At 68.2% G+C, this 18,262-nt stretch carries 18 protein-coding genes; 7 read left to right on the top strand and 11 right to left on the bottom strand.

The window, feature by feature from the left end:
* Positions 1-789: a hypothetical protein gene (locus H6717_14625; protein ID MCB9578257.1), complete on the top strand. Its 789-nt coding sequence runs from the start codon at positions 1-3 to the stop codon at positions 787-789.
* Here H6717_14625 and H6717_14620 read toward each other — a convergent pair.
* From H6717_14620 to H6717_14610, 3 genes are read right to left on the bottom strand one after another with little or no spacing between them, the layout of a single operon-like run.
* Positions 778-1,608, bottom strand: a complete 831-nt coding sequence (locus H6717_14620) for an FHA domain-containing protein (protein ID MCB9578256.1) — start codon at positions 1,606-1,608, stop codon at positions 778-780. The two genes, H6717_14625 and H6717_14620, sit on opposite strands and share 12 nt — an antisense overlap.
* A 6-nt stretch (positions 1,609-1,614) precedes the next feature.
* Entirely contained in the window at positions 1,615-1,995 is a 381-nt protein-coding gene (locus H6717_14615; GenBank protein ID MCB9578255.1) for a hypothetical protein, read from the bottom strand.
* Positions 1,996-2,017: 22 nt separating this feature from the next.
* The gene (locus tag H6717_14610) at positions 2,018-2,650 is read right to left on the bottom strand and encodes a hypothetical protein (GenBank protein ID MCB9578254.1); all 633 of its coding nucleotides are present in this window, start codon (positions 2,648-2,650) and stop codon (positions 2,018-2,020) included.
* Between the two features lie 124 nt (positions 2,651-2,774).
* On the opposite strand from H6717_14610, the gene H6717_14605 reads away from it, so the two are divergent.
* Both H6717_14605 and H6717_14600 read left to right on the top strand, forming a co-directional pair.
* Positions 2,775-3,725, top strand: a complete 951-nt coding sequence (locus H6717_14605) for a TIGR01777 family protein (protein MCB9578253.1) — start codon at positions 2,775-2,777, stop codon at positions 3,723-3,725.
* Positions 3,722-4,750, top strand: a complete 1,029-nt coding sequence (locus H6717_14600; protein ID MCB9578252.1) for a potassium channel protein — start codon at positions 3,722-3,724, stop codon at positions 4,748-4,750. Before H6717_14605 ends, H6717_14600 begins: the two co-directional genes overlap by 4 nt.
* 3 nt (positions 4,751-4,753) lie before the next feature.
* On the opposite strand, the gene H6717_14595 is transcribed toward H6717_14600, so the two are convergent.
* Together H6717_14595 and H6717_14590 are read right to left on the bottom strand one after the other, a co-directional pair.
* Entirely contained in the window at positions 4,754-6,619 is a 1,866-nt protein-coding gene (locus H6717_14595; protein MCB9578251.1) for a HEAT repeat domain-containing protein, read from the bottom strand.
* Complete coding sequence (locus H6717_14590; GenBank protein MCB9578250.1) at positions 6,616-8,145, bottom strand: hypothetical protein; 1,530 nt, start codon at positions 8,143-8,145, stop codon at positions 6,616-6,618. Before H6717_14590 ends, H6717_14595 begins: the two co-directional genes overlap by 4 nt.
* 61 nt (positions 8,146-8,206) lie before the next feature.
* Between H6717_14590 and H6717_14585 the strand changes: the two genes are divergently transcribed.
* Complete coding sequence (locus tag H6717_14585; GenBank protein ID MCB9578249.1) at positions 8,207-9,718, top strand: alkaline phosphatase family protein; 1,512 nt, start codon at positions 8,207-8,209, stop codon at positions 9,716-9,718.
* Here the strand turns inward: H6717_14585 and H6717_14580 are convergent.
* The 4 genes from H6717_14580 to H6717_14565 form a co-directional block, all read right to left on the bottom strand.
* A complete protein-coding gene (locus tag H6717_14580) occupies positions 9,700-10,995 on the bottom strand; it encodes an NAD(P)/FAD-dependent oxidoreductase (GenBank protein MCB9578248.1) in 1,296 nt (431 codons plus the stop codon). The genes H6717_14585 and H6717_14580 overlap by 19 nt on opposite strands.
* Positions 10,992-11,186 carry a hypothetical protein gene (locus H6717_14575; protein ID MCB9578247.1) on the bottom strand — a complete coding sequence of 65 codons (195 nt, stop codon included), beginning with the start codon at positions 11,184-11,186 and terminating at the stop codon, positions 10,992-10,994. The genes H6717_14580 and H6717_14575 overlap by 4 nt, the downstream gene beginning before the upstream one ends.
* Positions 11,183-12,043: an aldo/keto reductase gene (locus H6717_14570; GenBank protein ID MCB9578246.1), complete on the bottom strand. Its 861-nt coding sequence runs from the start codon at positions 12,041-12,043 to the stop codon at positions 11,183-11,185. The genes H6717_14575 and H6717_14570 overlap by 4 nt, the downstream gene beginning before the upstream one ends.
* A 106-nt stretch (positions 12,044-12,149) precedes the next feature.
* Positions 12,150-12,923 (bottom strand): carbon-nitrogen hydrolase family protein, encoded by a 774-nt coding sequence (locus tag H6717_14565; protein MCB9578245.1) that lies wholly within the window; start codon positions 12,921-12,923, stop codon positions 12,150-12,152.
* Positions 12,924-13,046: 123 nt separating this feature from the next.
* Here H6717_14565 and H6717_14560 point away from each other — a divergent pair, with 123 nt between their 5' ends.
* Positions 13,047-13,532 (top strand): gamma-glutamylcyclotransferase, encoded by a 486-nt coding sequence (locus tag H6717_14560; GenBank protein ID MCB9578244.1) that lies wholly within the window; start codon positions 13,047-13,049, stop codon positions 13,530-13,532.
* A gap of 69 nt (positions 13,533-13,601) precedes the next feature.
* A complete protein-coding gene (locus tag H6717_14555) occupies positions 13,602-14,708 on the top strand; it encodes an SGNH/GDSL hydrolase family protein (protein ID MCB9578243.1) in 1,107 nt (368 codons plus the stop codon).
* On the opposite strand, the gene H6717_14550 is transcribed toward H6717_14555, so the two are convergent.
* Positions 14,698-15,180 (bottom strand): GNAT family N-acetyltransferase, encoded by a 483-nt coding sequence (locus H6717_14550; GenBank protein MCB9578242.1) that lies wholly within the window; start codon positions 15,178-15,180, stop codon positions 14,698-14,700. The genes H6717_14555 and H6717_14550 overlap by 11 nt on opposite strands.
* A gap of 302 nt (positions 15,181-15,482) precedes the next feature.
* Here H6717_14550 and H6717_14545 point away from each other — a divergent pair, with 302 nt between their 5' ends.
* Entirely contained in the window at positions 15,483-16,562 is a 1,080-nt protein-coding gene (locus H6717_14545; protein MCB9578241.1) for a 2-dehydropantoate 2-reductase, read from the top strand.
* A 1-nt stretch (position 16,563) separates the two neighbouring features.
* Here H6717_14545 and H6717_14540 read toward each other — a convergent pair whose 3' ends face one another.
* Positions 16,564-18,216 (bottom strand): cache domain-containing protein, encoded by a 1,653-nt coding sequence (locus H6717_14540; protein ID MCB9578240.1) that lies wholly within the window; start codon positions 18,214-18,216, stop codon positions 16,564-16,566.
* Positions 18,217-18,262 lie beyond the last annotated feature (46 nt).

Below are 18,262 nucleotides of genomic sequence, written 5' to 3'. Positions count from 1 at the left end.
ATGCAGCAAATGGCGGGCGACTTCTTCGCCCGCCATCCCGACGTTCGCTTGGCGGCGCTGGGGGCGCGGGAGAATGCGGCGTCGATGGATCTGGAGCCGTTTGGCGTTCCGCTCCACTACTACCCGGCGGAGGAGTTCCCGAACCTGGTGGAGCGCTATCGGGATGCCAATGCGCTGGCGTTTCCCGGGGACCTCGCGCTGCCCGGCTGGGTGCTGTCGGATCTGTATCTGTTGCCGAACGCGATCGGCCTGCTCACCTGTCCTGGGCACTTCATCGACGTCCCCACCCGCAAGCGCCTGAACCTGCATCCGGACGACCTCGGCATCGCCGCCGCGTACTTCTGCTCGCCGTCCATTCGTCCCGGCGCGTTCATCGGTGTTTCCCTGCTATCCTTGGTTCCGCGCATCGTGGCCGGCGCCTGGGTGAAGGCGCTCACGCTGCGCATGGTGCGGGCGACGGAGCTCAGGGGCGTGGCGCAATGGAGGAGCCCCGCCGTCCGCGTTCACACGCGCATGGGGCCGCTCCGGGTGGTGTCCGGAGTACCGGGAACTCACGAGTTTCGGGCTCGGAGCTTCGTATACGAGAGCGACCTGTCGGATCCCGAGACCTGGACCCGCGCGATGGCGCGCAAGGCGGCCACGGCGCCTTCGGAGAAGATCCCCGCGACGGACAGCGACGCCCTTCAGGCCTTGTGCGAGCGTGCCGAGCACGGCGAGCGCATCTATGTCGTTCCTCCCGGCCTCGACGCTGGGGGCAACGTGCTGGTGCGTTTTGGATCAGCGACGTAGGACGCGGAGCAGCGCTTCCGCCCGCTCGATGGCGCGGGAGCGCTCCACGCTGTTGGGCAGCGTGCGGAGCAGCTCGAGGTAGGAGCTGACCCGCCGCTGATCCACTCCGTGGATTCGCGACACTGCCCCCGAGAGCTCGCGACCCAGGGCCTCCGAAAGGAGCATTTGCTGCGCCGAGAGCAGGTCGAGGGCGTAGTCGATCCAGCGCGGGCTCTCGAGGTTCAGGGCCAGCTCCAACGCGTAAGACAGCGCTGCCTGTCGAGCGCGCTCGGACACCGCGGCGTGACGCCGCGACTGCTCGAGCACCTTGCTCAGGTGGGCGCGGAGGACGTTCTCCGCCTCTTCTGGCTTGCCATCGGCGAAGCAGCGATCCGCGAGGCGCCCGACCAGCTCGAAGGCGTCGGCCTTCTGGGTTCCAACGCCGCCCGTCACCCCGTCCCAATCCATCGCCGCGGGCGCCGGCGGAATGCTGGTGCTGCCCTCGCGTTGTGTGGACGTGGCGAGCTCCGGTCCGGCGAGAGCAGGATCCTTGTAGATCTCCAGAGGCTCGTCGCCCACCAGCAGACGATCCCCACTGGCGAGCTCCCGCGGAGCCGTGATGCGCTCGCCATTGACGTAGACGCCGTTTGCGCTCTTGAGATCCTCAATCGACATTCGCTCTTGGCGGATGCTGAGGCGCGCGTGGCGACGGGAAACCCGCGGGCGGTCCAGGACGATCTGACACGAAGCGCTGCGCCCCACGAGGTAGTCGCCCTCCGACAGGTAGACGTCCACCTGTCGGTACTTCAACCGAACGGAGGTGGGATCACCCGTGCTCATGCGGCGTCAGTCGCGATACGCGGTCGGGGCGTCGCGAATGTTCCATTTTTGTCGCAGCCAGTCGAGTAACCCCGCCTCGCGAGGCTGGATCACGTCGCTCTCGGCGACCCGCAGCAGGGCCACGTAGATCATCTCTCTCGCGTCTGCGTCGGTGACGCGCAGCGCGCACTGGCGAATGGATTCGTCGTCGGGCAGACGTTGCGCCGCGTCGTCCATCACGCCCCAGAACCGGCGCTCTCCCATGGAGAGCGCCAGGTCTTGCAGTGCTTCCTGCTCCGCATCCGTGAAGCGGCCATCGAGACGCACCAGCATTCGCAAGAGCGCCGCCAGCGCGAGTTGGTCTTCCGGGGCGAGCTCCTTGAGCGGGAGCGGATCCGTTTCGGTCACGGCCGGAGCATAGCAGGGTTTGTCAGGTGCCCGGAGGCCAGAGCTTCTGGACGACCTCGGAAAGCTTCTGCACCGTCTTCGGCTTCATTCCGGTGGCGGGATGCGGCCAGGCGAAGGTCGCCGCGTTCACCTGGTTGCAGGAGAACGAGATCAACACGTCGTTCGCGGGGCCACCCGAGCTGAAGGACAAACCCATCTCGGCGTACATGCAGTTCGCGTGGTTGTTGTCGAAGTTGCCGTCGTCGCCCAAGATCTTCGCCAGCTCGTCCTTCAGGTCCTCGTCGATGACCTGCGTCTGGCTCAGGATGCGGAAGTTGTGGAACCGCGGCACCTGGTCCGTAGGCGTCGTCGGCGTGGCGCCCGGCGTCGCCTGACCTTGCTGCGGGATCAGCCCCGGCGGCAGAAGCCCCGGCGGAATGAGCTGTTGCAGCCCGGCGGCGCCCTGTTGAATCCACGCTTGGATCTCGTTGGGCATGCCGGGAATGGCGCCCGCCGCCGTGGGTGTCGCGCTGGGCGGCGGCTCGTAGTTCTGAAGACGGAAGGCCGTGAGGTTCGCAGTCTTGAGCGTGTCGAAGGGAGCCGCCGGCGAGCTCGCGCAGCCGGTGCTGACGAACAGCGAAATGGCGAGGGTGCCAAGGAGGAGGGGCTTTTCCATCCGAGTTTCGTAGACAGTTTTCGCCGCGTCGTCCAGCGGCGGCGGTGAGACAGAAGGCCCCGTCGGCATTTTCGGGGCGGGCAAAACCAAGTAAGGACGGAAAACCCAGATCCGCTCCCCCTGGATGAAGGGGGTGGAGTGCCCCATGCGATCCGTCATGCAACGCATCCTCATCACCGGCGCGACGGGTTTCATTGGTGGCCAGCTGGCGGCGGAGCTGGCTCGGCGGGGAGACGAGGTGGTGGCCCTCACGCGGCGGCCGTCGGTGGCAAGGCTTCCCAAAGGTGTCCGGCCGGTGGGCTGGACCGCGACCGAAGCCGGCGACTGGTTTGCCGAGGTCAGCGGAACGGATGCCGTCATCCATCTCGCCGGGGAGCAGGCCGTCGGGGTGCGCTGGACGGAGGAAACCAAGCGCCGCATGACCGAGAGCCGAGTCACCAGCACACGGCAGCTGGTGGCGGCGATGAAGCAGGCTCAGGCGCGCCCCAAGGTCTTCGTGTGTGCGTCGGCGGTTGGCTACTACGGTGACCGCGGCAAGAACGAAGCGCTCACGGAGGACGCGCAGCCCGGAAGCGACTTCTTGGCGACCCTCACCCAGCAGTGGGAAGAGGCGGCCACGGCGGCCGAAGACCTGGGGGTCCGCGTGGTTCGCGTCCGATTCGGCATCGTGCTCGGGGCGGGGGGCGGCGCCTTGGAGGAGATGGCCAAGCCGTTTCGCCTCTTCGCTGGTGGACCGATTGGCAGCGGCAAGCAGATGATCTCCTGGATCAGCGTCGAGGACACCGTCCGAGCCGTGTGCTTCGTGCTGGACCACGACTCCATTTCCGGTCCCGTGAACGTCGTCGCGCCCAACCCCGTGGACAACGAGCGCCTTTCCAAGGAGATCGGCAAGGCGCTGTCTCGGCCATCGTGGCTGCGAGTGCCGGAGGCGGCGCTCCGACTGAGGTTCGGCGAGGGAGCCGACCCCTTGCTCACCGGACAGCGGGTGCGCCCCGCCGTGCTCGAACGAGCGGGCTTCTCCTGGCATCATCCGGAGCTGTCGGCTGCGCTCAGCGCGGCCTTCGCCGGGCCATGAACCTGTCATTCCGCCGCGTGCTCCGGGCACTTCTGGTGCTCTTTCTGGTGATTCACCTGGGCGCGTTCGGCATTTGGCTCTTCGGCGGCGGCGAGTACGGGCTCCTGGAGTCGATCTACTTCGCCATCTACACGGTGGCGACGGTCGGCTACGCGGAGCTGCCGCATTTGGATCAACACGGCTTCGCCCGCATGTTCAACGGTGCGCTGATCATCGCGGGGATCGGGGCCATCGCTTACTTCCAGTCCACCTTGACCGCCATGCTCGTGGAAGGGGTGATCGGCCGCGTCTGGCGTAGAGGTCGCATGAAGAACAAGATCGAAGGCCTTAGAGAGCACTACGTGGTCGCCGGGTGTGGCCGCACCGGCAAGTACGTCGTGGAAGAGCTCACCGCCGTGGGGCGTGGCTTCGTGGTCGTGGACAAGGACGAGGCGCTGCTCGAGCGGATGAGCGCTGAGCTCGGGGGCAAGCTGCTCTTCATAGTGGGCGACGCGACCGAAGACCACACCCTGCAGGAAGCGGGCATCTCCCGCGCGAGCGGCGTCATCGCAGCGCTGTCGGACGATCGAGACAATCTGTTCGTGACGCTGACGGCTCGCACGCTCAACCCCGACCTTCGGATCGTGTCCAAGGCGGTGGAGATCGAGAACGAAGGCAAGCTGCTGAGGGCCGGAGCGGACACCACGGTCAGTCCCAATCGCATCGGTGGCCACCGCCTGGTGAGCGAGCTGGTGCGCCCGCGAGTGACGGCGTTTCTCGATCAAATGCTGCGCGTCACGGAGAATCTTCGCTTCGAGGAGGTGACGGTGCCGGAGGGGTCACCCTGGGTAGGGCGATCGTTGCGCAGCGTTCCCATTCGCGACCGCACGAACCTGTTGGTAGTGGCCTTGCACGAGCCGGACGGCAGCTACGTATACAATCCCTCTCCGGACCGACCCCTTGCCGCCGGCACTCAGCTGATCGTGATGGGAGAGCTCGACAGCGTGCAGAAGCTCCGGGCCATGGTCGACGCCCCGCGGGGGTGAGGCTCAGACCGACAGCCCACGGCTGCTCAAGATGTCCTTGAGTGACGCCTTCAGGCGGTCGGATGCCTGCGGGTAGCTGGCGCGGGCGAGCTCGAAGAACCGGCTGCTGCGCGAGGTCCTCAGGGCGTTCAGCACTGCGTCGCGTTCGTCGGGCCCGCCGTGCTCGAGCACGCCCAGCAACAGCTCCGCGGCGTCGAGCACGTCGATACGCGCAATACCGCGCAGTGCGGCGAGCCGCGCCTCGGGTCGGGTGGCAGTACGATAGATGCGCGCGAGGGGCTCGAAGGCGTGATCGAAGCGTAACCGGTCGAGGGCGTTCGTCGCTTCCTGCGCCACGCCGTCGTCGGCGTCGCGCAGCGCTCGCTCCAAGGTCACGAAGGTGCGCTTGTAGAAGTAGCGAGAGAGCGCTCGGACCGCGGCCAATCGCACGGAGGCCTCGGGGCGTTCGAACAGGGCTTCCAGCGGGGCCAGCAGGCCGTAGAGGCCGATGGAGGTGAGGTGATTGGCGACCATCACCGCAGCGGCGTCAGCCTTGGCGGGGGTCGCCTGGAGCTGGGCCAGGCCGGCGAGACGTCCGACCAGAGCCGAACGCCGCGTGATGCGATCGGACGCGTCTTCCGGGTCCAACAGCACGTCCGCACAGGCTTCCGCGGCGCTGCCCCGCTCCTCCCACTCGATGAGATCCACGTGCCACACGTCCGGCGGCCCCACGTGCTCGCCCAGTTGCTCCTCCAGCTTGCCGTCGCTGCGTGATTCGTCTCGAGCCGCCTCGTAGCGCTTCGCCGCGCGTGCGTAGTGCGCCTGGCGCGCGGGTTCCGTGGCGACCGTCTCGAGCTGCCGGTACAGCGCGCCCACGGCGGCGTAGCGGCCGGCCTCCGCGTTGGCCAGCAAGCTCGCGAGCAGGGCGTTCTCCGCCAGCTCCGGCGGGCCCCCGCGCTCGAGCGTGCTTTCGGCTACCTGCCGCCACAACGCGGCTTGCTTGAGAATGCCGCCCGCAGCAATGCGCGCCAGCCCTTGCTTGCGTGCGTAGTCCGTCATCTCCCGCGCGATGGTCGCCGCGGCGGACAGCTCCCCGGAGGTCTCCGCCATGCGCATGGCGTGCCCCTGCAGCCGGAGGGCATGGTAGCGGAGGTTGTCCTCGCTCAAGATGCGGATCGCGTTCACGGCACCCTCGAGCACGTGCTCGAAGGCGCTGCTCAGCTCGCCCACGGCGATCAGCACGTGGTAGCAGTCGAAGGCGCGCTCCCGTTGGCCGACGGATTCGAAACGATCCGCGGCTTCCTCAAGCCGATGTACGGCGCCAACGGTGGCCTCGTGGGTGCCGCGCGCGTCCTTGGCTTTTTGGTTCATGCGGGCGAGATTGAAGCGTGCGAGGCCCGACGCGTACGGGTCGCGACGTCCATCGATCATCTGCGCCAGGCGAGACCACAGCGTGCGGGCGGACTTGAAGTCCCCGGCGGCCTCGAAGTGAATCGCGGCGCGCACCAAAAGGCCGCCGCGGTCGAGCTCTTCTGCCGCGCGGCGGTGCAAGTCCGCAGCGCGGACCGGGTCGCTCTGCGCCCACAGGCCGTAGGTTCGTGCGCGGTCCACGGGCGGAACGTGCTCCAGAAGCGCCCGCTGCCGCGCGACGTCTCCGGTGTACCAAGCGAGCGACAACGCCGAGCGCGGGTCCTTCATGCGCTCCATCACCTCCGAGAGGAGCGCCGCCACCGGGCGATACACTTCTTCGCGGCTGTGGGTCGCAAGCAGCGCGGACGCCAGATAGTGCGCCGCAGAGTCGAGCTTGTTGGACCGCGCGTCACGCCGGCCGCGCTCGTACAGCTCGTCGATGTTGCCATCGGTGATCAGTCGCGCGAAGAGGTCGGTCATCGGCGACCCCCGGAAGCGGGAGCGCTGTGCCAGCGAGTGCTGTCCGGCGCCGAGCCGTGGGCGCCGCGCGGAGCCTCGGTCGTGACCTCTTCGCGCTTCTTGCCGACGTCGACGAGGATCCGGCGCGCCTCCGCGGCGCGTTTGGTGTGGCTGCCGAGGGCGTCGTGGCTCACCACCCAGTGGGCGTCGAGCAGGTCGATGTAATCCAGCGTGAGGCCGCCGCCGGAAGGCATCATGAACACCGCCGACACCCGAGCGCGCCGAGTGACCACCGCCATCACGTCCCGCGGGATGTACAGCGCGGCGTGGGTGAACAGGTGCACCACGGGCTCCCGCGGATCCCTCGCCACGGAGAGATCCAGCGTGCGAGCGAAGTCCGAGAACACGCGGGTCGGGTTGCGGCCGTGCTCGCCGCGGAAGGACAGCAAGTACGCGATGGGCAGCTGCCCGCCCCGCGCCGCGTGGGGCTCGTAGAGCCGAGAATCGAAGAAGCGCACGACCACGTCCTCGCCCGACAGCAAGAGCTTCTTGGCGACGGCGATGGCCATGCCTCGCGCAAAGGTGGTGCGCTCTCCACGCATGGAAGCGCTGGCATCGATCAAGACGTGGTGGATGCGGCGGGCCTCGTCCCGCGCCTGTTCGCGAGCGTAGTAGAGCACCTCGTCGTCGGACATCCGGCGCATCAGCTCCACCTCGTCCCAGGCGAGCTCCGTGAGCACCAGGCTGTCCACGCTGCCCTTGCGCGCGAGACCGGCGTAGCCGAAGGCGGAGTAGCTGGAGGCACCCGGACGCGTTTTGGTCTCCAGCACGCTGGGCAAGATCTCCAGAGAGAAGTCCACGATGTCGTTGGCTTCCGGCGCGCCCAGCGCCCCCAAGAGGTCCACCTGCGCCAGGGCGCCTTGCGCCGCGTTGCCGCCGACCATTCCGAACAGCTGCAGCGTGTCGAGATCCAGGGCGTCCACCAACGTGAGCACGTACAAGCGGGCGGATACGAGCTCGCTCAGTGCGGCGAGATCGTAGTTGCGGCGCGCCCCCGCGAACAACGCGGGAAGCTGCGGCTCGATGCCTTCGAGCAGGCTCGCGTCCAGCGGAACGCCGTTCACGTAGGCGCTCGTCGCGGCACAACGCTCGGCGACACTGCCCAGGAGCCGCGCGAGGAGCACCACCACCATGTCGTCGCTGAGGCGCAGGGACCTCGAGCGTTGGGCAGCTTCGCTCTCGGCGACCTCCGCCACGATCTGCTGGTAAGCATCGAACAGGTCCGGGTCTCCTCCCGCGCGACCGAGCAGGTTCTTGCCGTCTGCCCGTGGCCCGACCTCCAGTTGCTCGTTGGGGCTGGCGAGCAGGAGACCGAGATCATGGACGATGCCGAGCGGCATCACGACGCCGAGTCGCTCCAGGTCCCGATGCCAGCGCAATGCTCTCAGGCCCAGGGTGGAGGAGTGCGGCCGCACCACGGAAAGGGCCAGCGTTCCCAGGGGCCCCGCGACGGAGGGATCCTGGGCGAGCTCTTTGGGAACGGCCATGGGGCCCGAGACTCTAACGGGGCGCGCGCCCCGCTGCCACTCGGGGTAAAACCCCCGGATAATGTCCCGCGGCTGGTGTCGAGCGCTGTGGGCTCTGCCGCTGGCGGAGCTCGTGGTGCTGTGTGGCCTGCTGTTCGCCGTGTGGCGGGGGCCGAGCGCGTTGGATCTGCCGTCCCCACTGGTACCCGACGTCGCCACACCTTCTGCGCCTGCGGTCACGCCGCCATCGCGGGTACTGCTGGTGGTGATCGACGGCCTGTCCACCGCCACGGTTCCAAGGCTCGCCATGCTGGAGCAGCTGGCGCGCATCGGCGCGCGAGCCGAGCTTGACGCCGAGCCGCCCACGTTCTCTGCGCCGGAGTACGTGGCGATGCTCACGGGCGTTCCGCCGCGGGACTCGGGCATCCGCAGCAATGCCACGCTGCGCGCCGCCGCCTTGGACGACGTGGCCGCCTCCGTGCGGCGCGCTGGTGGCGAGACGGTAGTGGTCAGCGACGTCGTGGACTGGTGGCCGCGATTGTTCCCCGAGTCCTTCAGTCACGCCGACCGGGTCGCGCTGGGCAGCGCTCCGCGGACCGCCGCCGGAGAGCTGCCCCGGGCGCGCTTCGCGGTCGTGCACCTGGGCCGGGTGGACAAGGCCGGTCACGCCGCTGGCGCCTTGTCTCAGGAGTACCAGGAGGCTGCGCGCCGCGCCGACGAAGAGCTGGCGGAGCTCTTGGCGCACTGGGACCGCGACCAGGGCGCCGTGGTGGTGGTCACGGACCACGGGCACCGCGCTTCCGGAGGGCACGGGGGCGACGAGCCGGACGTCCGGGGTTCTTGGTTGGTCGCGGCGGGGCGGGGAGTGAAGCCAGCGGCGGAGCTTTCCGGACGCTTGCGGGACGTGGCGCCCACGCTGGCCGCACTGGCCGGCGTTCCCGCGCCGCGGGATGCCCTGGGCCGCACGCTGGTCGAGCTCTTGGACGTGAAGCCCGATGTTCGAAAGAAGCTCGCGGCTGACGACGACCTTCGCATCGCTCGGGTCAGCGGCCGCCGGGATCGCGTGCTTTCGCTGTTCGAAAGCGAAGCCCGCGCGTTGACGTACCTTCGCGGCGTCGTGCTGTTGGCGTGGCTGCTGTTGGCGGCGTTGGTGTTCCGTCGCGGGGGTGCCGCCACGCGCCGAGGCGTGGGGCTGGGCGTGGCCCTGGGCGTGGTGTCGGTGCTCGGCTTCCTGCTGTTCTTCGGAGCGCCGTCCTTCAGCGCGGCGCGCCGCATGGCGATCTGGGTGCTGGGAGCGGCGCTCATGGGCACCGTGGGCATGTGCGCGCTCCTGGTTCCGGTGTTGGGGGAGCTCCGTGAAAAGACGCTGACGCCCTGCGGGGCGACGCGAGCGCTGGGGGCCGGGTGGCTGGGCTCGCTCTGGCCCGCCGCGCTCGCCTTCGTCTTCGCGGGCGTGGTCGGTCCTCGGCTGTTCGCGGAGCCCGGCTGGCTCGCGGCCGGGCCCATGGTCGCGTACGCCATCGCCGCAGGCTCGACCGCCGCTGCAATGGTTGGGGCCCTCGCCTGCGCGTGGGCTCACTCTCGCGGTCGCTGATCTCGCAAGAGCTCCCAGGGGCGACGTCCGGTGATCAGGCGGGATCCGCGGCGGTAGGTGACGTACGCCCAGAACCAGTTCAACAGCACGCTGACGCGGTTCCTGAAGTCGATCAAGAACCAGATGTGCACGAACAGCCAGGTGAGCCACGCGATGAAGCCCGTCACGCGAACTCGCCCGCCCAGGGTCTCCGCCACGGCGCGGGAGCGCCCAATGGTCGCCATCACGCCCTTGTCCACGTAGGAAAACTCCAGTGTGCGCTCGCCGCGGAGCACGCGTGGGACGTTCTTCGCCACGTGGCGGCCCTGCTGCAAGGCCACCGGGGCAAGCCCCGGCAGGGGCTTGTCTTTCCCCGGTGGCGTGAAGCTGGCCAGGTCTCCGATCACGAAGCAGCGCGGGTGGCCGGGGATGGAGCAGTCCGGCTCGACGACTACGCGACCGTTTTTGTCGAGCTCAACGCCGAGCGTCTCCGCCACACCGCGACCGCGCACGCCCGCCGTCCACAGCACCGTGGCGGCATCGATGCGTTCGTCCCCCAGGCGGATGCCCCGCTCGTCGATCTCTTTCACGGGCGTGCCGAGGCGCACCTCCACGCCCAGCTCCTCCAGCTGCTCCTGGGCACGCCGACAGAGCTTCTCGTCGAAAACACCGGCCAGGACCCGGTCCGCCATCTCCACCAACAGCACCCGCGCACCACTCGGGTCGATCGCGCGAAAGTCCTCGTCCAGAACCGTGCGCGCCAGATCGCTGAGCGCTCCGGCGACCTCCACCCCCGTGGGGCCTCCGCCGATGACCACGAACGTCATCAGCCGCTTGCGCCGGGCCTCGTCCTTCTCGCGCTCCGCCGCTTCGAAGCTGAGCAGCACGCGCTTTCGGATCTCCAGCGCGTCGTCCACCGTCTTCAGGCCCAGGGTGTGCTCTCTCCAGGCCTCGTTGCCGAAGTAGTCGTTGCGTGCGCCGGCTGCCAGCACCAGCACGTCGAAGGGCAGCCTGGTGCCGTCGTCGAGCTCCACGGTGCGCTCGTCGAGCTGAATGGCAGTGACCTCCGAGAGCAGCACGCGCACGTTGTCCTGCTTGGTCAGCACCCGGCGGATGGGCACCGCGATGTCCGTGGGCGACAGGCCTGCCGTTGCCACCTGGTACAAGAGCGGCTGAAACAGGTGATGATTGGCGCGGTCGACGAGCGTGATGCCGACATACTCGTCCGCCAGCTCCCGTGCCGCCGTCAGCCCCCCGAAGCCGCCGCCAATGACGATAACCTGCGGACGTTCGCTCATTCGCTCTCCGCGCGCGCCGCCTTCTCCTTGAACCCGGAGCAGCTCCGCACCGGGATCGGGGGGTACTTCTTGAAGCGGGGATCGCGCGCCGCCAGGCCGCAGAGCAGGAACTCGCTGCCCTTGCTGGATTGGATGTTGCGCGCGTGGGTGCAGCGAACGCACAGGCCCACGCGGTCCTCGGTGGTAGTCATTGGGGAAGGGATGCCTCGATGCTGGCGATGTCGGCGGCAGACAGCCGAACGTCGGCTGCGGCAGCGGACTCGGTGATGCTCTCGGGGCGACGCGCCCCGATGATGGGAATCACCACGGGGCTCTTGGACAGCATCCAGGCTACCACCAACTGGTAGACGGACAGTCGCCGCCGACGCGCTTCGTCGGACAGATGTCCGAGGGTTGCGAGCAACGGTGCACCGCGGGTACCACCGAAGGGTGAGTAGGGGATGAACGCGATGCGGTGCCTTTCGCAGTAACTCAGCACGCCGTCGCGCTCTGGCCCGCGATCTTCCGGGTTCCAGCGGTTCTGGACGCTGGCGATGGGCACGATGGACCGCGCTTCCTCGATCTGCTTCACGTTCACGTTGCTGAGACCGACCAGCTTCACCTTGCCGGCCTCGCGTAGCTTGGCGAGGGCGCCGACGCTGTCGGCAAAGGGTACGTGGGAATCGGGAGCGTGCAGCTGAAGCAAGTCCAGCGCTTCCACTCCGAGAGCGGCCAGGCTGGCGTGGGCCGCTTCTTCCAGGTACTCGGGGCGGGCGTCGACGGTCCACGCACCACCGGGCCGCCGGCAGGCACACTTGGTGGCTACCACCACGGTCTCCGAGCGCCCGGCCAGGGCCGAGGCGATCAGACGCTCGTTGTGGTTCATGTCGCGCTCGTCCATGCAGTAAGCGTCGGCGGTGTCGATGAACGTGACGCCGGCATCCAGAGCCGCGTGGATCGTCGCCACCGCTTGGTCCTCCGGTGGACGCCCGCTGATCGACAGCAGCATGCCACCGAGGCCCACTGCGCTCACGGCGGGGCCGTCGGGTCCGAGCTGTCGCTTCTGCATGGTGTAACGTCTCTCGCTTTCGTGAGGCGCCAGCAGCATATCGCACCGTGAGGGGGCGTGCAGAACGATGGTCTTGTTGGTCCGGCGCGAGCCCCGTCGCGCCCCGTCAGCCCTCGCGCATCCAGAAGAAACCGCGGGCCCGTCGATCCGCGCGAAACGCCTCGAGAGCGGCGAAGTCCAGCTCGAAGGCGCGAGCGCCGCCATTTGCCACGGGGCGGAAAAGAAGCTCGGGGTCGACCATCGTCGGGTCCGCGAAGCCCGCGACGCCGCTCGACGCGAGCAGCGGGAGCATCGACGGGTGGCCCCAGTCGCTGACGCCCACGTAGGCGCCGAGCTCGTAGGCGCGAGTCACGGAGAGATGGCGCCACATCGCGCGTGAGTAGTCCGGCGTCGCCTTGCGGCTCACGCTCAGCGCCGGCACCAACACCAGATCCGGCTGCCGGGTGGCGCGGCCGAGGAGATCCGAAAACCAAAAGTCCGCGCAGATCATCACCAGCACGCGGTGACCCGCGAGGGACAGCTCGCCGAGCACCTCGCCGGGCTCCACGACGCTGCGTTCCGCGGCGTAGGGGCGGAGTTTTTCGTAGCTGCCGACGATGGCGCCGCCGGCCTCCGCGGCCACGCCGCGATGGACCTTCACGGCGCCGCGCTGCTCGTGCTGCGAGCCGCCGATCAGGGCGCAGCCCAGACGCCGGGCAAGGGCCGACACTTGCGCTTCGTAGCGGCTGCGATCGCTGCCCAGGTGGAAGTGCTCCGGCAGCACCAAGACGTCGTCGCCCTGCGGTTCGATGTGCGAGCCCGCGAGGCACGCCTCCAGGGCGGCGGTGTTGTCGTGATCTGGAGCGACGGACAGCTGAGGCTGAACCAAGATCAGGCGCACGCCGCAGCCTATCATCGCGCAGCGGCGCGCGACGGGGTTCGCGCCGGACCAACAAACGGAGGCCGAAGCAGCAGTCCTGGGGGCGGGTCAGGACGTGGAGCGCGGGGGCGCTATGCTGACGGGATGCGGCATTGGGTGTTCGCCTACGGCTCCAACATGGATCTGAAGGATCTCGAGCGCTGGTGTCGCGAACGCGAGCGTCCTCTCGGTCACGTGGATCACGCCGAGGCGGCGGTGCTCCCGAACCACGCGCTCGTGTGGGACTACTACTCGGACGCGCGCAAGGGCGGCGCAGCGAACGTGGAGCAGCGCGCGGGTGCGGAGCTCTGGGGGCTGGCGCTCTTGGTGTGTCCTACAGCGCTACGCGTCATCGACGACAAGGAAGGACATCCGCGGCGCTATCGTCGCGGGCCGCGTCCAGTGCCTGCGCGACTTCGCTCTGGTGGAGAAGTCGCAGCATGGGTGTACGTGGTGCGCGAAGAATTCCGTCGCCAAGAGCAAGTTCCTCCGACGCGGCACTATCGCGACATCATGCTCCGCGCCGCGCGCGCTCACGGGTTTCCGGAGCACTACCTTCGTGAGCTCGAGCGCTTGCCGACTCGCGATTGAATCGCGTCACGCGTCGAACATCGCTTCGTCATTCTGCTATCTTCGTCGCGCGAAGCGGGAGCGTGGAAGATGCATATCAAGCTGGGTCGAAGCGTGGGTGTGGTGGCGATGGCTCTTGGGCTCGGCGTGCCGGCGTGTGGCGGCTCGAGCGATGACGCCGCGCCGGCAGGTGGCGGAAGCGGCGGCGTGGCCACCGGGGGCGGCGGTGGTGCTTCGGGGGCGGCCACTGGCGGCGCTGCGGGAGCGGGCAGCGGCGGCGCTGCGGGAACGGGCACCGGCGGCGCTGCGGGAACGGGCACCGGTGGCGTGGCGGGCTCGGGCACCGGCGGTGGCACGGGGCTCACGGCCAACGGTTGCCTGAAGGACGAGTACGACGGCGTGGTGTACGTGAACTACGACCAGTTCAACGTGCCGGTGGGCTCCCACTGCGAAGGGACCAACCAGCAAGACATCCAAGGCGTGGAACGGCTGGTGTTTCTGGGAGATTCGATCACTGCCGGTACGCCGCCCACGCCCGCGGGGCAGTTCTATCGCACGCAGCTCACCAACATGGTGAAGCAGAAGTGGCCCAACGTGCAGGTGGACGACTGCTCCGCCTGGGGCGCTCAGGTGGAGGACTTTCTCGGCGGCGGCAAACAGATCGCCAAATGCTTTCCCAGCACCGAGCAGAAGAAGACGTTGGTGATCATCACCATGGGCGGCAACGACCTCGCGAGCATGGCCAAGGCCAAGAAGACCGCCAGCGAGGCCAGCGGCCAGATTGCTCAGGTGCTGGCCGACATGAAGGCCGCGGTGGAATGGCTGAAGAGCCCCACCAACTTCCCCAATGGATCCTACGTGATCTTCGCGAACATCTACGAGTACACGGATCTGTTCGCGGATCTCTCGAGCTGCCCCACTGGGCTGGTGGCCGGGTTCTCGGGCGAGTGGCTGGCGGGAACGTCGGTGTTGGTGCAGCTCCGCGAGGGCTACATGAGCATCGCCAAGGACACGGGTGCGGACATGATGTTCCTGGGCGAGACTTTCTGCGGCCACGGTTTCAAGGCCGGGGACGCGAGCGGCCAGTGCTACCGGGGTCCCAACACGCCGACCTGGTTCGACATCAGCTGCATTCATCCCACTCCGGATGGGCACTCTCAGATCGCGAAGATGTTCATGGACATCGTCAACGAGTGAGCGGCTTCTCGAAGTAGAATTCCACCGTGGCGCTCTTGTCGTGGAGCTCGCGGGTGGCGCCCGTCTTGTTCCAACCCCGGCGCGCGTAGAACGCGTGGGCCGTCTCGAAGCGCGTGTCGCTCCACAGGTCGATGAAGCGAGCCGCACGGCGGTCGGCGGCGTCCTCCACACGGGCCAAGAGCTGCGCGCCCAGTCCGTGCTCACGCGCGGAGCGTGCCACGTACAATTTCTTCAGCTCGATGCCGCTCGGGTCCTGTGCGGGGGCGTAGCCGATGCAGCCGACGACCTGGCCGCCGTGCTCGGCGACCCAGAATTCCCCGTCGTGCGCCGCGAACCAGCTGGCGATGGCGAGCAGCTCCGGCATTTCGCCGTCCACGTCCATCACGCAGCCGGGGTACTCGTCGAACACCGCGGTGATGAGGGCGATCAGACCCTCGGCGTCGGTGTCGCGCGCCGGGCGGATCGTCGGCATAAGGCGATTAAGAAAGCGCCGTCGTAGGCGGCAAGGAAGCGTTCAAGCAGCGCCCCACGGGGCGCAGGAAATTTGCGAAGCGGTCAGGCCAGGGCCGTGACCGGAAGGCGAAGTCGCTCGAGAAGCTTTCGAAGGCGTTTCATGGCGTTTGGCTCCTTGAACGGGGTTGCCCCTGTTCATGTGTGCCGATGTGCGCGCTCGAACTACACGAATCTCGAAATCGTTGCAACTATTTCGCATCGCGTCGCCGGGTGGCTGGTTCAACCACTGGGAACCATTGCCAAAAGCGCGGGTTGGCGACAATGGCCGTTCGCGATAGGGGAGCGGGGATGACGGGCCCGCGGATATTGGTGGTGGGGTGCGGTGCCATTGGCGGTGTCGTCGCCGCGCACCTGCTCGAGATTGGGCAGGACGTCAGCGTGCTGACGACCAACGCGGACATCGCACGAGCGCTGTCCGAGAGCGGGGTGCGGGTGAGGGGTGAGGGCGCCCCGGCAGCGACCATGAAGCCCGTCACCATTCATCGCGAGCTTCCCACCGACGTCGCTCCATTCGATTACGTGCTGCTCGCGACGCAACCGCCGCAGGTGGAGGCAGCCGCGAACAGCGCGCTGCCCGCGCTGGCCCCGACGGGACGCATGGTGTGCTTTCAGAACGGGCTCTGTGAAGAGCGTGTGGCGAAGCTCGCCGGAGCCGAGCGCGTAGTCGGCGCCGTGGTGGCCTGGGGCGCGTCCATGGTGGAGCCCGGTGTGTACGATCGCACCAGCGCCGGCGGCTTCAGCATCGGCCGCTTGGATGGCCAGATCGACGAGCCGCTGGAAGATCTCGGTCGCGTCCTGGAAGCCGTGGGCCCCGTCAGCATGACGCAGAACCTGTTGGGAGCACGCTGGAGCAAGCTCGCCATCAACTGCGCCATCTCCACCCTGGGCACCATCGGTGGGGACCGGCTCGGCACGTTGATGCGCCAGCGTCACGTGCGGCGCTTGGCGCTGGAGGTGATGACCGAGGTCGTGGCGGTCGCCCGGGCGGAAGAGGTCCACCTGGAGAAGGTCAGCGGTACGCTGGACCTGGACTGGATCGCGCTGACCGAGGCGGAAAGGACCGCCGCGGGCTCGCCCGGGCTCTTGGCCAAGCACACCCTGTTACTCGCGGTGGGGGCTCGCTACCGTAGGCTCCGCTCCAGCATGCTGAGCGCCATCGAGCGAGGGCGCGCTCCGGCGGTGGACTTCTTGAACGGCGAAATCACGAGTCGCGGCAAAGAGCATCACGTGGCGACGCCGGTGAACGCTGCGGCCCGCGATAGCGTGTGGGCCATCGCCCGGGGCGAGCAGACGGCGTCGCACGCGACGCTGCGGAAGCTGTACGACGCCACGCGCTCCTGACTCACATCCACGCCGGGGCGGGCGCGGGCCGGGCACGCGGGGCTGGCGGCGGCGGAACGGAGTGGACCGGCTCGTCCTCGAGCTCGTCGTCTTCCACGTCGAGGGCGTCGCCGAGCGTGAACTTCGACACCAGACTTTCCAGCGACGCCGCCTGCGCGGCCAGGCGTCCGGCCGTCTCGCTCAGCTCTTCCGTCTGGGCGGCCGTCTGCTGCGTGGCCTGGTCCGTTTGAGAGATGGCGATGCTCACCTGCTGCACGCCGGTCGACTGCTCGCTCGAGGCGCGGGCGATGTCGGAGACCAGCCTGGCCAAGCTCGTGATGTCTCGGACCACGTCTCCGAGACGCTCCCCGGACGCCGTTACCAGGCTGGAACCCGACTCCACCGAGCGTACGGACTGAGCGATCAGCTCGCGGACCTCGCGGCTCGCCGAGGCGCTGCGTTGCGCCAGCGCGCGGACCTCGGCGGCGACGACGGCGAAGCCGCGCCCGGCCTCTCCGGCGCGGGCAGCCTCCACGGCGGCGTTCAGGGCCAGCAGGTTGGTCTGGAACGCGAACTCGTCGATGGTCGAGGCCACGTCCTCGATGCGATGGCTCGAAGTCGTGACGCCGTGCATGGCTTCCATCGCCTGCTCGACGATGCGTCCGCCTTCGGCCGCCTGGCGGTGGGCGGCGCCCGACAGCTCGTCGGCGCCGCGGGCATTCTTTGCGTTCTGGTCCACGGCCCCGCTGATCTGTTCGATGGACGCCGCGGTTTCCTCGAGGGACGCCGCTTGCTCTTGGGTTGCGGCGCTGACTTCGTCGGCGACGGCCGCGAGGCGCTGCGCGTAGAGCCGCGTACTCTCGGCGCTGCGCTGCACGTGGGCCATGCTGCGCTCGAACTCTGCCAGCATGCGATCGATGCGGTCGCTCATGACCCCGAGCTCATCCGTGGAGCCCAGCGCCACGCGGGCCGTGAGGTCTCCCTGGGAGGCGCGATCGATGGCCGTTTCGACCTGCTTCAACGGGGTGCTGATGCTGCGCGACATCACGAAGCCCAGCAGCGCCACCAGCAAGAAGATCGGAACGATCACGGAGGACGCATGCCCGATCTCGTGCACGAACTCTTCCTCCACGTCGTCCACGTAGATCCCGGTGCCCAGGGCCCAGCCCCAGGGCTCGAAGGCGCGCACGTAGGAGATCTTGGGCACGGCGCCAGCGTGGCCGGGCTTGGGCCAGGAGTAGTGGACGAAGCCGGAGCCCTTCTCGCGTGCGACGTTGGCGGCCTCCAGAATGGGCCGTACGCCGTTCGGATCCTTGAAGTCCGACATGTCCTTCCCGTTCAGCTCGGGCTTCACGGGGTGCATGATCATCTTGGCTTGCAGGTCGTTGACCCAAAAGTAGTCGTTGTCGCCGTAGCGGAGCTTGGCCAAGGCGGCGAGGGCTCGCGCCTTGCCTTCCTTCTCGCTGATCTTGTTGGCACTCACCAGCTGGTACTGGAGCTCGATCACACCGTAGGCGGCATCGATGAGGCTCCGGGTCTTGTCCTGCTTGGCCTGCATCAGGCCGTCCCGGTAGGTGTTCAGGAGCCAGGCGGCCACCAGGATCAAAGCGATGATGGGGCCCCCGCCCAGCAGCACGAGCCGCGTCTTGATCTTCAGGTTGGTGCAGAGCGCCATGGTTTCCTCCCGAGTTGGGTCACTCGGGTTGAACGGTTGGGCGTGG

It is taken from the genome of Polyangiaceae bacterium (genome assembly GCA_020633235.1).
Lineage (GTDB): Bacteria > Myxococcota_A > Polyangia > Polyangiales > Polyangiaceae > JACKEA01.
Note: the sequence above shows the minus strand (reverse complement) of the source record. Positions and strands in the feature narration are given on the sequence as shown.

Bases quoted from the DNA above. Each gene is read 5' to 3' on its own strand.
- H6717_14550 (MCB9578242.1), bottom strand. From the start codon at position 15,180: ATGCCGACGATCCGCCCGGCGCGCGACACCGACGCCGAGGGTCTGATC.
- H6717_14545 (MCB9578241.1), top strand. From the start codon at position 15,483: ATGGCCGTTCGCGATAGGGGAGCGGGGATGACGGGCCCGCGGATATTG.
- H6717_14610 (MCB9578254.1), bottom strand. From the start codon at position 2,650: ATGGAAAAGCCCCTCCTCCTTGGCACCCTCGCCATTTCGCTGTTCGTC.
- H6717_14570 (MCB9578246.1), bottom strand. From the start codon at position 12,043: ATGCAGAAGCGACAGCTCGGACCCGACGGCCCCGCCGTGAGCGCAGTG.
- H6717_14585 (MCB9578249.1), top strand. From the start codon at position 8,207: ATGTCCCGCGGCTGGTGTCGAGCGCTGTGGGCTCTGCCGCTGGCGGAG.
- H6717_14620 (MCB9578256.1), bottom strand. From the start codon at position 1,608: ATGAGCACGGGTGATCCCACCTCCGTTCGGTTGAAGTACCGACAGGTG.
- H6717_14600 (MCB9578252.1), top strand. From the start codon at position 3,722: ATGAACCTGTCATTCCGCCGCGTGCTCCGGGCACTTCTGGTGCTCTTT.
- H6717_14575 (MCB9578247.1), bottom strand. From the start codon at position 11,186: ATGACTACCACCGAGGACCGCGTGGGCCTGTGCGTTCGCTGCACCCAC.
- H6717_14560 (MCB9578244.1), top strand. From the start codon at position 13,047: ATGCGGCATTGGGTGTTCGCCTACGGCTCCAACATGGATCTGAAGGAT.
- H6717_14540 (MCB9578240.1), bottom strand. From the start codon at position 18,216: ATGGCGCTCTGCACCAACCTGAAGATCAAGACGCGGCTCGTGCTGCTG.
- H6717_14625 (MCB9578257.1), top strand. From the start codon at position 1: ATGCAGCAAATGGCGGGCGACTTCTTCGCCCGCCATCCCGACGTTCGC.
- H6717_14580 (MCB9578248.1), bottom strand. From the start codon at position 10,995: ATGAGCGAACGTCCGCAGGTTATCGTCATTGGCGGCGGCTTCGGGGGG.
- H6717_14605 (MCB9578253.1), top strand. From the start codon at position 2,775: ATGAAGGGGGTGGAGTGCCCCATGCGATCCGTCATGCAACGCATCCTC.
- H6717_14595 (MCB9578251.1), bottom strand. From the start codon at position 6,619: ATGACCGACCTCTTCGCGCGACTGATCACCGATGGCAACATCGACGAG.
- H6717_14590 (MCB9578250.1), bottom strand. From the start codon at position 8,145: ATGGCCGTTCCCAAAGAGCTCGCCCAGGATCCCTCCGTCGCGGGGCCC.
- H6717_14555 (MCB9578243.1), top strand. From the start codon at position 13,602: ATGCATATCAAGCTGGGTCGAAGCGTGGGTGTGGTGGCGATGGCTCTT.